Here is a 15150-nt window from a genome sequence, read left to right as displayed (position 1 = left end):
TTCTTGCCACTTGTTACTTTAGCGCAAATTATTCTCTAAGATCAATTTCCACCTTAGCAATAACAATCTCTTTATATAACTCATCTTCTTCTTTTTTCTTGCATTTATAAAGCAATTCTTCCATATTTTGGTACTTATCTGAGTAAACGTAATACGAAAGACTATTTATATTAAAAAAGAAACTAGCGTTAAAATCACCAGAATCAATGAGTTTCATTATGAGCTTATCTCTTAATGTTGCGTCTGTAAATATACCTAAAACTAAGTAATAGCCGTTTGAAACTTCTTTAAGATTATCATAAACTTCGACCTTTACCGTTTTATCTGTCCTAAGCGGATTTTCTTTTAGTTCACGCTTCATTTCTTCCAGCGAAATTGTTTTTGATGTTTCTGCCGGGTTACTTTTGCTTTGATTTTTAATTGCTTCGTCCTGATATTTCTTCAATTTTATCAAAGCCAGTTTATCATCAAACTTTCGCGCCTCCATACTATAATAGATGGCTTTGCTGATATGGCGTTTTACCTCGATTTTTTTCTGATTATCAAGTGAATCAATTTTAGCAATTAAAAGTTGATTTTGCGCATCTCCTTGCTCCTGCTCTATTTTATATCTTTTTATTTCTTCTAATGAAAGGCGTTGTTGTAAGGAAGTTACGTTATTGTTTTTTTCGCTTTCGCGGATTTTCTTCTTGTATTCCTGATTTTCTTCAACCGCAATTTTCTCTACTTTATTCATTAAACCGGCATATGCTTTTCGGTTTTCTGCCAATTCTTTCTTTAACTGAGATGATATTTCACTGGTTTTACCAATGCTTTCATACGATAGTTTTTCCAGTCTTTTTGATTCGTCAACATTCAGGATATCCATTCTTTTTAAATCGATCAAATCATTGTTCATCGTATTTACTAATGAATCTAATTTTGCCATTAAAATATCCTGTACATTTTTATTTGCTTCGAGAACCAGACGTAATTTCTCGACTGAATTTTCTTTAGAACCGTTCATATTATTCAGATTGACTTTTAAATCATTGATCTTTATAATTTTCTGATTCATTTCTTTCTGAACAACCAATCTGTCCTTTAAATCTTCTAATTCAACTGTTTTTGCTTTTCCTTTTTCAACTACAACTTGTTTTTCGGCAAGAGCCAGCATCAATTCTTCGCTTTCATTGGTTGGTTTAACTTCCTTAGTATTAATGGCCAATTTATTACCAACAATTAATCCGTTTACAATTTCAGGATTTTGAGATTCTAACTGATCGATTGAAATACCATATTTTTTAGCAATAGAGAATTTCGTTTCTTTTGGTTCAACGACATGAAAAATAGTTTCCTGATTGATTACACGAACTTTTCCGTCGAGCGTTTTTCTTTTGTTTGGAATTAAAATTGTCTGTCCAATTTGCAATCCGTTTAAAAGCAAATCTTTATTTAAATTTTCTAAATCATTAACCGAAACATTATATTGTCTCGCAATACTAAACAAAGATTCTTTTGCAATAACCTGATGGGTTGCTTTTGATGAACTTGCAATTTCAGTTTTTGAAAGGTTTGAATTTTGAGGAATCGTTAATTCCTGACCAATCTGAAGTCCGTTAGCAAGAATTGGGTTTGCATTCTGAAGAGCTTCAACAGAAACATTATATTGTTTTGATAAACCAAAAAGGGTTTCTTTTGCACCAACAACATGTATAATTTGCTGATTTAAAATTTGCTTTTCTGTAGAGTGAACTGGAATTTTAATAATTTGATTGTCTTTTATTCCGTTCTGCGATTCAGGGTTGAGTTTGTAAATTTCTTCAACAGAAACCTTATATTTTTGGGCAATATAATAAGCAGTTTCTCCTTTTTGAATTTTGTGTTCAATAATTAAATCTTGCGCAGTTATTTTGTTAAAAGACAAAATAATGACAAGAGAAATCGTTAAAAGTTCTCTCATAAATAGTAGGTTTAAAAAATTAAGGCATTACAAATGTAACGCCTTAATTTTAAAAATGGTACTATTCCCACTCAATTGTTGCAGGTGGTTTTGAACTGATATCGTAAACAACACGATTCACGCCCTTTACCTTGTTTATAATGTCATTAGATACTTTCATCAGGAATTCATATGGTAAATGAACCCAGTCAGCAGTCATACCGTCTGTTGATTCTACAGCTCTAAGTGCTACAACTTTTTCGTATGTACGCTCATCGCCCATCACACCAACACTGTTTACCGGAAGCAAAATTGCTCCAGCCTGCCAAACTTTGTCATATAATCCCCAAGATTTTAATCCGTCGATAAAAACAGCATCAACATCTTGTAAAATCTGAACTTTCTCCGGAGTAATATCTCCTAAAATTCTGATTGATAATCCTGGTCCCGGGAAAGGGTGTCTTCCTAATAATTCAGGATCTATTCCTAAAGTAGCTCCAACTCTGCGAACCTCGTCTTTAAACAACATTCTAAGTGGTTCTACAATTTTTAATTTCATATAATCCGGCAATCCACCCACATTATGGTGAGATTTTATGGTTGCTGATGGTCCTTTTACAGATACAGATTCGATTACGTCAGGATAAATAGTTCCTTGCGCCAACCATTTTACGTCTTCGATTAAGTGTGATTCATCATCAAAAACTTCGATAAATACACGACCAATAGTTTTACGCTTGGTTTCAGGATCACTTATTCCGGCTAATTCGCCTAAGAAACGATCTCCTGCATCTACTCCTTTTACGTTTAATCCCATTCCTTTGTATTGATCTAATACATTTTGGAATTCGTTTTTACGAAGTAAACCGTTATTTACGAAAATACAATATAAGTTTTTACCAATTGCCTGGTGTAATAAAACTGCCGCTACAGTAGAATCTACTCCGCCTGACAATCCTAAAACTACTTTATCGTTTCCTAATTTCTCTTTTAATTCTCCCACCATTTCTTCTACGAAAGCATTTGGTGTAAAGTTTTGAGGAACTTCGGCAATGTCTACTAAAAAGTTTTTCAGCATTTTTGATCCATCTGTAGAATGGAAAACTTCCGGGTGATACTGAATAGCATACGTTGTTTCGCCTTCAATTTTGTAAGCAGCATATTCTACATCATGCGTGCTTGCTAATTTTACTGCATTTGTTGGAAGCGCTTTGATACTATCGCTGTGACTCATCCAAACCTGGCTGTTTTCTGAAACTCCGTTAAAGAAAGTTTCTCCTTCTTTAATATAAGATAAGTTTGCTCTACCGTATTCTCTGGTGTTCGAAGCAGCAACTTCGCCTCCGCTAAAGTGAGCTAAGTATTGTGCTCCGTAACAAACTGCCAACATAGGAAGCTTGCCTCGAATTTGAGATAAATCAGGATGTGGAGCATCTTCTGCACGAACAGAAAATGGGCTTCCTCCTAAAATTACGGCTTTATAAGGTGATAAATCACTAGGAAAGTGATTGTAAGGAAAAATTTCGCAGAATATATTTAATTCGCGAACTCTACGCGCAATAAGCTGTGTATATTGCGATCCGAAATCTAAAATAAGTACGTTGTGTTGCATGCGCAAAAATACTTTTTATATTTCAATCTTAAAAATGGAATTTTATTTTTTTTCTAAAAAAGGTTCTAAGACTCTAAGTCACTAAGGTTCTGAGTTTTTTAAGCAGCTAAAACAAAAAATCTTAGTTACTCAGAAACTTAGCAACTTAGTACCTTCTCAAAAAAAATCCAACTTTCAAAAAATATCGTATTTAGAAAAAAACCATATTTATGAAATCAAAACTAGTTGCCCTTTCTCTTTTCCTAGCTGTATTTTTAACTTCATGTGATGCAGTTGATGATTTACTGTCTTTTACTATTTCGAATGAAACTTCGATTAAAATAAAAAGTACTTCACCTATTAATTTACCTTCAGAAATTATCACGCCTGATGTAACAACAAATTCTTCGGCTGAATTTGAAAACAACAAAACCAAAGCAAGTCTGGTAAAGGATGTAAAAATAAGATCGCTTAAATTATCGATTGCAGATCCTGCTGATAAAACATTTACATTTTTGAAATCGATTCATTTGTACATTTCAACAACAGATTCTGACGAAATAGAATTGGCCTATCAGGATAATATTAACTCAACAAATAATACCATTGATTTAATTTGTACCGATGCCAGATTAGATCAATACATAAAAGCTGATAAATATAAAATCAGAACTAAGATTACCTTAAAAGAAACCCTTACGAAAGATGTAACGGTAAAAGCAGATATGAAATTTAGAGTAACTGCAGATCCATTTTAGCCAAAGGTTTAAAATTGTAAAGTGAGAAAGGTTCAGAAGTAAACGAAGCGTAACAAACTTTGTTTCTTTTGAACCTTTTTTGTTTTGTTCAAAAAATAAAAAAACTTAGTACCTTCAAAAAAAATTATACTTTAAAGAAATCAACATGAAAATAATTCAAAAAATAATATTACATCTTTTAATTATTTTTATTGTTATCCTCTTTCCTGTTATTGTATATGAATTCATGTCAAATCATGGTTATAATGATTTTGCATTCATTGGCGGAATATCTTATTTCATTTATGCTTTTTATCTTGTTTTTAAAATTAAAAAACAACGGTTAAAAAGCATTCTTTTAGGAATATTACAATCCTTATTAGCATTGTGTATTGGATTAACATTTAGCACAATTAATGAATTCATAGTTATCATTGCAATAATAATCAACTTAATTTTTCAGGCTTTTTTATTAATTAAAAATCCCCGATATATAAATCAGACAGTAGGAAACTCGTATTTAATTCGTTTTGTAATTACCCTAATCCTGTCGATTCTTTTTTCTTTTCTTTGGTTTCTTGCTATGGGCTTAAGCGGAATGCCATCTAATCACTATTAAAATATTTTTTTATTGATAGAATTTTGTCCTTTAACAGTATCATAAATATTTCCCTAAATCTTTGTGGTTTTGAATTTTAAAGAAAATCTTAATTTCTTGCTTGTTCAAAAACTCAGAACCTTTAAGAAAGGAACCTTCCTCAAACCAAATCTTTTCCTTAAATTTATAAAACCATACCAAATTATTTTTACATCATAACCAGATGTATCTTAAAATCTAATCATTTAAGAAAGTAAACCATAACCAATGTTGATACTGTCTAAATATTAATTTTAAAAATATAATCCATGAGTAAAATAGTTGCAGAACAATTAGTCGACATGTTGGTAGAGGCCGGAGTAAAACGTGTATATGCGGTTACCGGTGATAGTTTAAATCATTTTAATGATGCAATTCGCAGAAACGGAAAAATAAAATGGATTCATGTGCGACATGAAGAAGTTGGCGCTTATGCAGCAGCTGCCGAAGCAGAATTAGACGGTTTTGCTGTTTGTGCCGGAAGTTGCGGTCCAGGACATGTACATTTAATCAATGGTTTGTATGATGCGCATCGCTCGCATGTACCTTTATTAGCCATTGCATCTACAATAAATACGAGCGAAATGGGAATGGATTATTTTCAGGAAACCAATACCATTAAGCTCTTTGATGATTGCAGCTGCTACAATCAGATGATTATGACTGCTGAACAAGCACCAAGAATTATACAAACCGCAATTCAACATGCATTAGGCAAAAAAGGTGTCGCAGTTATTGGTTTACCCGGAGATGTTTCTGAGTTAAAAGCGGTTGAAAGCAATATATCTACCCAATATTTTCATTGTAATCCTGTTATCAGACCTTCTGATTTTGAATTACAGCAATTAGCAAAAGCGATCAATGAAAGTTCTAAAATAACTTTGTTTTGCGGAATTGGAGCTGAAAAAGCACACGATCAGGTGGTACAATTATCCCAACATATCAAAGCTCCCGTTGGATATTCGTTTCGAGGAAAAATGAGTATTCAGCCTAATAATCCTAACGAAATAGGAATGACAGGATTACTCGGGCAGCCTTCTGCTTATCATAGTATGCATGAATCTCATTTGGTTTTATTATTAGGAACTGATTTTCCTTATGATAAATTTATGCCTTCAGATAATAAAATCATTCAAATCGACACAAGCACAGAACGTTTAGGCCGAAGAGCCAATCTTTATATGGGTTTATGCGGTGATGTTGCTGATACTATAGAAGCTTTATTACCATTGCTGGAAACTAAAACAGATGATAGTTTTTTAGACGCGCAACTTAAATTGTATGCCAGTGTAAAAGAAAATATGAACACTTATATTAATGATAATGGCGGAGAAGACACAATTCAGCCTGAATATGTAGCGCATATCATTGATAAATTAGCCAGTAATGATGCCATTTTTACGGTAGATACCGGAATGACTTGTGTTTGGGGAGCGCGTTTTATTAAAGGAACCGGAGAACGAAAAATGCTGGGTTCTTTTAATCACGGATCGATGGCAAATGCAATGCCTATGGCGATTGGAGCTGCTCTTGCACATCCGGAAAGGCAAGTTATTGCTATGTGTGGCGATGGTGGTTTATCAATGTTATTGGGAGATTTGGCAACTATTCATCAATATAATATTCCCATAAAAATTATAGTTTTTAATAATCGTGCTTTGGGAATGGTAAAACTCGAAATGGAAGTTGGCGGTTTACCGGACAATGAAACCGATATGGTGAATCCGGACTTTGGTCTGATTGCTCAGGCAATGGGATTTCAGGGCGTAAATGTTCACAAACCCGAAGAAGTTCAGGGCGCTATAGAAAATGCATTCCGTCATAATGGTCCTGTTTTATTAAATATTTTTACTAATCCAAATGCATTGGCGATGCCACCAAAAGTAGAATGGGAACAAGTTGTAGGTATGGCAAAATCTATGACCAGGCTGATGCTTGGCGGTAAAATGGAAGAAGTTCTGGATACCATTAAGTCGAATTACAAACACTTAAAAGAAGGCTTATAAATGGTACGTAACTTTAAAACAATTATTTTATGAATGTAGACACCAATAAATCCTATACCAAATACTATGTCATTGCATGGGTATTTGGTTTGGTTTTCTATTTTTTAGATTATGTTATACGTTCTGCTCCCGCAGTAATGTTTCCGGAACTTTCGCAAAGTTTTTCTGTAAATGATATTAGATTAGTAGAAATTGTTGGAACCTATTATTACACTTATTCTACTTGCAGTTTGATTGCAGGAATTGCTTTAGATCGCTTTGGGGCTAAATATTCTCTTTTTGCCGGAGCACTTATTTTAGGAATTGGCTGTCTATTATTCCTGATTTCAAACCAGTTTAGCGGCGTCACCGGACGTTTATTTCAAGGTGCCGGATGTGCCTTTGCTTTTCCGGGTTGTGTGTATCTTGCCAGTAAAGGATTCTCGGCAAAATCACTTGCCACCGCAATAGGTTTTACTCAATGTTTGGGAATGCTGGGAGGTTCAGCAGGGCAATTTGTTGTAGGACCTTTAATCGAAAAAGGAATGAATATCAATACCTTCTGGCTGTCGGTTGGGATTTTTATCATTATTGTTGCTTTCGGGCTTTGGTATATAACTCCGGCAAATAAAACCGAAGAAGAACCAGTAATCCCTCAAAAGAAACAAGGATTATTAAGTCCTTATAAAATAGTTTTCAGTAATCCACAATCGTGGTTATGTGGCATTGTTTCAGGATTATTATTTGCGCCAACAACCATATTTGCAATGACATGGGCTGTTGATTTTTTCCAGAAAGATCGTGGTTTCGATTTTCATACAGCAACAATCTCAAGTGCTATGGTTGCGTTTGGCTGGGTATTTGGATGTCCGCTATTGGGATATATTACCGATAAAATAAACAAACGAAAACCAGTTTTAATATTTGGTGCTTTATTTATGATTCTTAGTTTAGTTCAGTTATTGTACTTCCCGGATTTGCTTTCTACAAAATTCAGTATGTTCTTACTGGGTCTGGGTTCCGGAGCCGCAATGATTCCGTATTCGATAATTAAAGAAGCCAATCCAGATCATGTAAAAGGAAGTGCAACAGGAGCCATTAATTTTATAACTTTTGGCGTAACAACACTTTTAAGTCCTTTATTTAGTCATTTATTTGGCAAAACTATTCAGGATGCTACTGATAAAACAGTGCATTTTCAGCAAGCAGGTTTATTTTGGATTATCGGAATCTCTATAGCAATCGTAGTAAGTTTTCTATTGAAGGAAACCGGAGAAGGAAAAACAACTAATAATAATGAACTCATCAAAGAGTAAATAAACTGTTGTGTATAATTTATTTAGCACATAAAAACATAGCTATTCTTTCAGAAATAATTTTCTAAAAGCGCTATGTTTCTATGTGCTTATTTTTTTTGAAGATTATAAAAGCGGTAAAATATATCCGTCAAAAAGCAAAGATTCCAAGGGTAACTTATTCTTCTTTTGTTACAATAATCGAAGCTTTAAATCCAGCAGCAAGATTATCCCAATAATCATTGGTTACTAATTGTCCTTTGTCATCAAAGACCTGAATTTCGGCAGTATTTCCTCCCAGTGTTCCTATGTTTAAGGCTTCAAAATCCAGTTTATTAAAGCCGTTTGCAAGGTCAATTTTGACATCTTTAAAATTGGAATCTAAAAGTAATTGATCTCTTATAACTTTATCATTAGACGAAACTTTTATTAAATCGCCGTCTATTGCACCAAAATCTCTAAATTTTACAATAAAATATTTAGATTTTGTTCTAAAATCTCCTAACGAAATATTATGCTTTACCAATGTTCCGCGTCCTTCTTTTAGTCCTGCATCTTTCAATGCTTTGTCTAATTCTTTTTCCATTTTAGGAACATAACGATCGCCGGGATTCGCAAAATCAGTTTCTGTAGACATGGTAAATTTGCTTTTCTCTGCTCCTACCTGCAATTGCGATTTTGGCGTAATACTGGTATTATCAAAAACGTTTGGCGTTTTTATACTTGGCATATCCATATTATCAGCCTGAGGATCTTTTACTTCCGGTAATGGAGTTTTTTTAGGTTTTGCGCCAAATTTTGGTGCTGCAATAGGTCTGAATTTTGTACCAAATTCAGTCTGAGCTGAAACAGTTACAGCTGTAAAAAATAATATGAAAAATAAAATGTGCTTCATTGAAAAAGTATTTATCGAATCGGCTTTTATAATTTTTATAAAATCAGAGTGTAGCATCACAAAAATAGCATAATTTAATTAGGCGCTACAACTTTAAGACTATTATAACAATATATTAGGCTAATTTTTGGAAAGCAAAAAACCTGCCAAACAAAATCTTTATTTGTATTTATTGCTCATAATATATACAAAAAACAAAAATCCGACTTGACTAAACAAATCGGATTTATTGCTAATAAAGTAAAATTATTTTTAACTAAAAGTAGAAATTATGATAGAATTAATCCGTTACAATAACAGCTGTTAAGGTAGAAAGGTCTAATGTTTTTCCCGCAGTATAATTAAGATGCACATCATCTGTGTACGTCACTCCCGCTTCGACATACTCTACATATGTAGTTCTTTGAAAAATTTCACCATCAGTAGTTCTAGCCGTAAACTTCACGGTGAAATTTCCTTGATCATATTTGGAATATGATATTTTAGAAGTGTTTTTTACAGAATAGTTAATTTCAAGCCAATCAGCAACAAACTTTGTTGATGTAACAGTTAAATTAAAATCTGCCTGATTAAAAGTATTGCCGGCTGAAGGTGAATTATCATCATCGTGGCTGGAGCTACAGCTTGCCAGCAAGATTGACATTGTAGTTATTAAAATAAAACTAATAACTGATTTTAAGGAAGATAAATTTTTCATAATTAAATATATAAAAGGTTAGATTACATAATTATTTTGTAGGTTTATTTCTGCAATATTATAAGTAATAATCCTGAAAAACTACAAAAAAGTAAGATTTAACTTAAAAAATAGTTTTCTTCTCCTGTATTTCTTAAAACATCAATATTAAGTTGAAAATGATGTTTTTACTTTGACATTTAATAACTTATGATTAACTTCAATATTTTAATTTACTTATTAAAATACAAGCAAATGGACTACATTGACTATTATAAAGCATTAGAAATTACCAAAGCTGCCACTGAAGCTGAAATTAAAAAAGCATATCGAAAATTAGCCCGAAAATATCATCCGGATTTGAATCCGAATGATAAAGAAGCAGAGAAAAAATTCAAGGAAATAAATGAAGCAAATGAAGTTTTAAGCAATCCTGAAAATCGTAAAAAATATGACAAATACGGAAAAGACTGGAAACATGCTGATGAATTTGAAAAAGCAGGTTATAATCCTAATCAACAACAATCCAGACAACAGCAAGGCGGAAATCAAAGTTACTCTGATTTTGGAGGAGATTTTTCAGGAAGTGATTTTTCTGATTTCTTCAATTCTATGTACGGTTCTGCCGGAAGAAGTTCCAGAAGTCAGGCAAAATACAGAGGACAGGATCTTAATGCAGAATTGCAATTAGATTTAGCATCAGCCTATACAACTCACAAACAAAACCTTACGGTAAATGGTAAAAATATCCGAATTACAATTCCCGCGGGAGTCGAAAACGGACAAATTATTAAAATCCCAAATCATGGTGCACCCGGAGCTAATGGTGGGCCAAATGGGGATTTATATCTTACTTTTCTCATAGATAATAATTCAGATTTTAAACGAGAAGGCAATAATCTATATGCAGATGTTGATCTCGATTTATACACCGCAATATTAGGTGGAGAAACTAATGTAAACACTTTTGACGGAAAAGTAAAAATAAAAGTTGCTCCGGAAACTCAACCGGGAACGAAGGTAAAACTGAAAGGAAAAGGTTTTCCTGTGTACAAAAAAGAGAATCAATTTGGTGATTTATACATTACATATACTTTAAAACTTCCTACCAAATTATCCGAAAAAGAAAAAGAATTATTTCAGGAATTAGCTAAATTAAAAAATCATGAATAACAAAAACTTAATTCAAATAAAGCAATTTTGCGTCTATCACGAAATTGAAAATACGTTTATAACTGAGCTTCATAATTATGGTTTGGTGAAAATTATTTTCCTGGAAGAAGATGAATATTTAGAACCGGAACAATTACCAACTGTAGAAAAAATGATACGCCTGCATTATGATCTTAAAATTAATTTAGAAGGTATTGATGTTATCGCAAATCTATTGGATAAAATCGAATCGCTGCAACAAAACCTTATTGCTACACAAAATAAACTCCGTGTTTACGAACAACATCAAATTGAATAAAGATTTTTTTTTGTCACAGATTCCACAGATTAAATGATTTATAATGTGAGCTTTTTTGCCACGAATTACACGAATTAAGCGAATTAAAATTGGTGTAAATTCGTGAAATTCATGGTGCAAATTTTGCCCAAAATAGATAATCTTTAAAATGGTATTAATCTGTGGCAAAAAAACTATCCCTTAAAATATCACAAAAAAGAATAATTTCTAAAATGATTTCAACTTAATTTGACTCTTTTTCAGTTGTATATTTTATAAATTGCAACGATATTAACGAACCTAAATTTGGTTTAAAGCAAAGAAACCAAATTCAATAAAATACTAAAAATGAAAAGAGAAAACATCTTAACAGGATCACCTTGGGAAGACAAAATGGGATATTGCCGTGCCGTAAGAATTGGCAATATCATTGAAGTTTCTGGCACCGTGGCTATTGTTGATGGAGAAAAAGTAAAAGCTGATGATGCTTATGCTCAAACCTACAACATTCTGGAACGTGTCGAAAAAGTTTTGGAAGATCTGAATGTTGGAATGAAAGACGTAATCAGAACCCGTATTTTTACAACCAACATTACTACTTTTGAAGATGTAGCAAGAGCGCACTCAGCTTTTTTTAAAGATGTAAAACCAACTACCGGTTTTTATGAAATAAGTAAACTTGTTGCACCTGAATATTTAGTTGAAATTGAATTTACAGCTGTTGTACAGTAAATATTTTTTTGCCACGAATTTCACGAATTAGCTCGAATTATTTTTGTCTTCAAAAAATGGCTTTAAGTATTTACTAAAAAAATCCTTTTTAATCCTTTCAATCTTTGGCAAAAAATTCCGCAAAAACACGAAGAAATTCGCGAAAATTAGTGAAATTCGTGGCAGAAAAAACTTCTCTTAAATAATTAATGACTTCTCAAACCCCAAAACAAATACTTCTGGCAATTTTCAAATGGATTTTCATTTGTGTTTTAATAGGTATTTTGTCCGGATCTGCATCTGCATTTTTCTTAGTTGCACTCGAATGGGTGACACAATATAGAATTCATCATGACTGGATTATCTGGCTTTTACCTCTTGGCGGATTACTCATAGGTTATAGTTATTATTACTGGGGAGAATCTATCGCAAAAGGCAATAATTTATTGTTGGAAGAATACGAAAATCCCAGAAAAATTATTCCGCTTAAAATGGCTCCTTTGGTACTTTTAGGAACTTTAATTACCCATTTATTTGGAGGTTCTGCAGGTCGTGAAGGAACGGCTGTACAAATGGGAGGTGCAATTGCAGATCAATTTACTAAGCTTTTTAATTTAGATAATTCGGAACGTAAAATTTTAATCATTCTGGGAATAAGCGCCGGATTTGCTTCCGTTTTTGGAACTCCTTTGGCGGGTGCTATTTTTGCATTAGAGGTTGTGTACTTCAGCAAAATTAATTTTAAAAGTATCCTTCTATCTTTTTTAGTCGCATATACTGCTTATTTTATTGTAGAATTCTGGCAGGTTAAACATACCCATTATAGTATTCCTATTGTTCCTGAAATTAGCATTTCGACTTTATTTTACGTTATCATCATCGGTATTTTATCCGGTTTTGCTGCATTATTATTTTCCAGAAGTACTCATTTTTGGCGTTCTCTTTTTTCAAAAAATATAAAATATCCGCCGCTACGACCTTTTATTGGCGGAATCATTCTGGCAATTGCCATTGCAGGTTTTGGATTTACAAAGTTTTCCGGATTAGGTGTTCCCGTGATTCTAGATTCATTTTCGAATGCAATCCCGTGGTACGACTTTTTACTTAAAATTCTATTTACAGGATTTACTTTAGGAGCAGGTTTTAAAGGTGGTGAAGTTACTCCATTATTTTTTGTAGGTGCCACTTTAGGAAGTGCATTATCCTTAATAATTCCGTTGCCAATAGCTTTTCTGGCAGGTTTAGGATTTGTAGCTGTATTTTCCGGCGCAACCCACACTCCTATTGCGTGCACGGTTATGGGAATGGAACTTTTTGGGATTCAGCCTGGAATTTTTATCGCTATTGCCTGTATAACTGCTTACTTTTCGTCCGGTCCTGTAGGAATTTATAAATCGCAAATTGTAAAAGGCGCTAAGTATAAGTTGTATCAAAAGTGGCTTTAATTTAGTCACAGTCAAAGTTTTCAGGCACAGTCTGCACTAAAAACTGCAACCGAAAACTGTCAACTAATAAAAGTGTGTTAATCTGTAAAATGATTTCAACATTACATTAAAAAAATGTAAATTCGCACACTATGAAAATACAAGATATTCAAGCGATACAATTGTTACTCGCAACCCCAAAGAAAATCGCCATAATTCCGCATAGAGGTCCTGACGGTGATGCTATGGGTTCAACCTTAGGTTTATACCATTTTTTATTAAAGAACAATCACCATCCGACCGTGATTGCTCCAAACGATTTTCCTGATTTTTTAGCCTGGTTACCAAGTTCTGAAACGGTAAAAATCTTTGAAAAAGATACTATAAACTGTACCAAAATATTAGAAGAAGCTGAGTTAATATTCACACTGGATTTTAACGCTTTTCATCGTACCGGCGAAATGGAACATACTTTAGCAAAGTTAACAGCTCCGTTTATTATGATTGATCATCATCAAAAACCGGATGATTATGCAGCTTACACCTACTCTGATACTTCATTAGGATCAACTTGCGAAATGCTTTATAACTTCATTTCTTTCTTAGGAAAAAAAGAAGATATTGATAAAACCATTGCGACTTGTATTTATACTGGAATCCTGACTGATTCAGGTTCGTTTCGTTTTCCTAGAACTACCGGGAACACACATCGTATCATTGCAGATTTAATAGATTTAGGAGTAGAGAATACTCAGATACCTATTTTATTATTTGACAACAGCTCTTACGGTCGACTACAACTACTAGGTCGCGCTTTGCAGAACATGAAAGTTTTTGCAGAACATAAAACATCTTATACTTCACTTACTCAGAATGAACTTGATTCGTTTGATTACGTAAAAGGCGATACTGAAGGAATTGTTAATTACGGGTTAAGTATAAAAGGTATTATTTTTACTGCTATTTTTATCGAAAATAAAGACGAGAAAATCATTAAGATTTCTTTCCGATCGCAAGGAGGTTTTGATGTAAACCAGTTTGCAAGAGATCATTTTAATGGTGGCGGACATAGTAATGCAGCCGGTGGAAGATCAGATGTTTCGATGGAAGAAACCTTGAATAAATTTGAAGATTTAGTAAACAAACTAAAAATATAACCCCACATGAACTACTTAAAACTAAGCATTTACACCCTACTTTTTGCTGTTTTATTGGTGAGCTGCAAACAGCACGAAGAAGCGAGAAGACCTATCTCTCAGGCTTCAGGTACCTTTATGAAAAAATCTGTTGACAGAAATAAAAAACTGATAGCAAACGAAGAAGAAACCATAAAAAAAATAATTAAAAGTAATCCAAAAATAAAATATTACGCTACCAGAAAAGGATATTGGCTGTATTATGACGAGCAAAACTCGGCAGATCCTGCAACTCCCAAAAAAGGAGATATTGCTTATTTTAATTTAGAAGTAAAAGATATAAAAGGTACAATTATTTACTCTGAAGCTGATCTTGGCCCGCAAACTTATTATGTAGACAAACAAGATATCATGATGGGATTACGTGATGGTATCAAAATGATGCATAAAAATGAAACTGTGACTTTCTTATTTCCTTCTCATATGGCATATGGATATCACGGAGACAACAAAAAAATAGGCACAAACCAGTCTTTAATTTGTACCGTTACGCTTCGCAATTTTGTACCGGATCCAGCGGCTAAACCAGCACCTGTAGCAGGTCAGACCCCAACTGTAACTGCTCCAAAACCTGTGACGCCAAAACCTGCAGCTGCAATTAAAAAAGATACAATAAACCCATAAAAACAACA

The 15150-nt window shown here is 33.3% G+C and carries 14 protein-coding genes; 10 read left to right on the top strand and 4 right to left on the bottom strand.

All coding sequences use genetic code 11. From position 1 onward, the window contains the following. Positions 1-28: 28 nt before the first annotated feature. Positions 29-1942, bottom strand: a complete 1914-nt coding sequence (locus ASF10_RS14660) for a LysM peptidoglycan-binding domain-containing protein (RefSeq protein WP_056250494.1) — start codon at positions 1940-1942, stop codon at positions 29-31. A gap of 61 nt (positions 1943-2003) precedes the next feature. Beyond that, on the bottom strand, positions 2004-3533 hold the full coding sequence (gene guaA / locus ASF10_RS14655; RefSeq protein ID WP_056250493.1) for a glutamine-hydrolyzing GMP synthase: 1530 nt from the start codon (positions 3531-3533) through the stop codon (positions 2004-2006). Between the two features lie 209 nt (positions 3534-3742). Here guaA and ASF10_RS14650 point away from each other — a divergent pair, with 209 nt between their 5' ends. The 4 genes from ASF10_RS14650 (at position 3743) to ASF10_RS14635 (ending at position 8187) form a co-directional block, all read left to right on the top strand. Then, entirely contained in the window at positions 3743-4270 is a 528-nt protein-coding gene (locus ASF10_RS14650; RefSeq protein WP_056250491.1) for a hypothetical protein, read from the top strand. 145 nt (positions 4271-4415) lie between these two features. Further along, the gene (locus ASF10_RS14645; protein ID WP_056250489.1) at positions 4416-4868 is read left to right on the top strand and encodes a hypothetical protein; all 453 of its coding nucleotides are present in this window, start codon (positions 4416-4418) and stop codon (positions 4866-4868) included. 287 nt (positions 4869-5155) lie between these two features. After that, the gene (locus ASF10_RS14640) at positions 5156-6892 is read left to right on the top strand and encodes a thiamine pyrophosphate-dependent enzyme (RefSeq protein WP_056250488.1); all 1737 of its coding nucleotides are present in this window, start codon (positions 5156-5158) and stop codon (positions 6890-6892) included. 29 nt (positions 6893-6921) lie between these two features. Further along, positions 6922-8187 carry an MFS transporter gene (locus ASF10_RS14635; protein WP_056250487.1) on the top strand — a complete coding sequence of 422 codons (1266 nt, stop codon included), beginning with the start codon at positions 6922-6924 and terminating at the stop codon, positions 8185-8187. Between the two features lie 157 nt (positions 8188-8344). Here ASF10_RS14635 and ASF10_RS14630 read toward each other — a convergent pair whose 3' ends face one another. Both ASF10_RS14630 and ASF10_RS14625 read right to left on the bottom strand, forming a co-directional pair. After that, complete coding sequence (locus tag ASF10_RS14630; protein WP_056252152.1) at positions 8345-9061, bottom strand: hypothetical protein; 717 nt, start codon at positions 9059-9061, stop codon at positions 8345-8347. 280 nt (positions 9062-9341) lie between these two features. Further along, the gene (locus tag ASF10_RS14625; protein ID WP_056250485.1) at positions 9342-9758 is read right to left on the bottom strand and encodes a hypothetical protein; all 417 of its coding nucleotides are present in this window, start codon (positions 9756-9758) and stop codon (positions 9342-9344) included. A 234-nt stretch (positions 9759-9992) separates the two neighbouring features. Here ASF10_RS14625 and ASF10_RS14620 point away from each other — a divergent pair, with 234 nt between their 5' ends. The 6 genes from ASF10_RS14620 to gldI all read left to right on the top strand — a co-directional run bounded on the left by ASF10_RS14620 (position 9993) and on the right by gldI (position 15142). Then, positions 9993-10910, top strand: a complete 918-nt coding sequence (locus tag ASF10_RS14620) for a DnaJ C-terminal domain-containing protein (protein ID WP_056252149.1) — start codon at positions 9993-9995, stop codon at positions 10908-10910. Beyond that, the gene (locus ASF10_RS14615) at positions 10903-11208 is read left to right on the top strand and encodes a chaperone modulator CbpM (RefSeq protein ID WP_056250483.1); all 306 of its coding nucleotides are present in this window, start codon (positions 10903-10905) and stop codon (positions 11206-11208) included. Before ASF10_RS14620 ends, ASF10_RS14615 begins: the two co-directional genes overlap by 8 nt. Before the next feature lie 327 nt (positions 11209-11535). After that, a complete protein-coding gene (locus ASF10_RS14610; protein WP_056250481.1) occupies positions 11536-11919 on the top strand; it encodes a RidA family protein in 384 nt (127 codons plus the stop codon). Positions 11920-12107: 188 nt separating this feature from the next. Continuing rightward, positions 12108-13343 (top strand): chloride channel protein, encoded by a 1236-nt coding sequence (locus ASF10_RS14605; RefSeq protein WP_056250479.1) that lies wholly within the window; start codon positions 12108-12110, stop codon positions 13341-13343. 131 nt (positions 13344-13474) lie between these two features. Beyond that, complete coding sequence (locus ASF10_RS14600; protein ID WP_056250478.1) at positions 13475-14479, top strand: DHH family phosphoesterase; 1005 nt, start codon at positions 13475-13477, stop codon at positions 14477-14479. 6 nt (positions 14480-14485) lie between these two features. Next, positions 14486-15142 carry a gliding motility-associated peptidyl-prolyl isomerase GldI gene (gldI, locus tag ASF10_RS14595; protein ID WP_056250475.1) on the top strand — a complete coding sequence of 219 codons (657 nt, stop codon included), beginning with the start codon at positions 14486-14488 and terminating at the stop codon, positions 15140-15142. Positions 15143-15150: the final 8 nt, after the last annotated feature.

Origin of the sequence: Flavobacterium sp. Leaf82, assembly GCF_001422725.1 — a bacterium.
Lineage (GTDB): Bacteria > Bacteroidota > Bacteroidia > Flavobacteriales > Flavobacteriaceae > Flavobacterium.
This window is presented reverse-complemented; position numbering and strand designations above follow the sequence as displayed.

Bases quoted from the DNA above. Each gene is read 5' to 3' on its own strand.
- ASF10_RS14660 (WP_056250494.1), bottom strand. From the start codon at position 1,942: ATGAGAGAACTTTTAACGATTTCTCTTGTCATTATTTTGTCTTTTAAC.
- guaA (WP_056250493.1), bottom strand. From the start codon at position 3,533: ATGCAACACAACGTACTTATTTTAGATTTCGGATCGCAATATACACAG.
- ASF10_RS14650 (WP_056250491.1), top strand. From the start codon at position 3,743: ATGAAATCAAAACTAGTTGCCCTTTCTCTTTTCCTAGCTGTATTTTTA.
- ASF10_RS14645 (WP_056250489.1), top strand. From the start codon at position 4,416: ATGAAAATAATTCAAAAAATAATATTACATCTTTTAATTATTTTTATT.
- ASF10_RS14640 (WP_056250488.1), top strand. From the start codon at position 5,156: ATGAGTAAAATAGTTGCAGAACAATTAGTCGACATGTTGGTAGAGGCC.
- ASF10_RS14635 (WP_056250487.1), top strand. From the start codon at position 6,922: ATGAATGTAGACACCAATAAATCCTATACCAAATACTATGTCATTGCA.
- ASF10_RS14630 (WP_056252152.1), bottom strand. From the start codon at position 9,061: ATGAAGCACATTTTATTTTTCATATTATTTTTTACAGCTGTAACTGTT.
- ASF10_RS14625 (WP_056250485.1), bottom strand. From the start codon at position 9,758: ATGAAAAATTTATCTTCCTTAAAATCAGTTATTAGTTTTATTTTAATA.
- ASF10_RS14620 (WP_056252149.1), top strand. From the start codon at position 9,993: ATGGACTACATTGACTATTATAAAGCATTAGAAATTACCAAAGCTGCC.
- ASF10_RS14615 (WP_056250483.1), top strand. From the start codon at position 10,903: ATGAATAACAAAAACTTAATTCAAATAAAGCAATTTTGCGTCTATCAC.
- ASF10_RS14610 (WP_056250481.1), top strand. From the start codon at position 11,536: ATGAAAAGAGAAAACATCTTAACAGGATCACCTTGGGAAGACAAAATG.
- ASF10_RS14605 (WP_056250479.1), top strand. From the start codon at position 12,108: ATGACTTCTCAAACCCCAAAACAAATACTTCTGGCAATTTTCAAATGG.
- ASF10_RS14600 (WP_056250478.1), top strand. From the start codon at position 13,475: ATGAAAATACAAGATATTCAAGCGATACAATTGTTACTCGCAACCCCA.
- gldI (WP_056250475.1), top strand. From the start codon at position 14,486: ATGAACTACTTAAAACTAAGCATTTACACCCTACTTTTTGCTGTTTTA.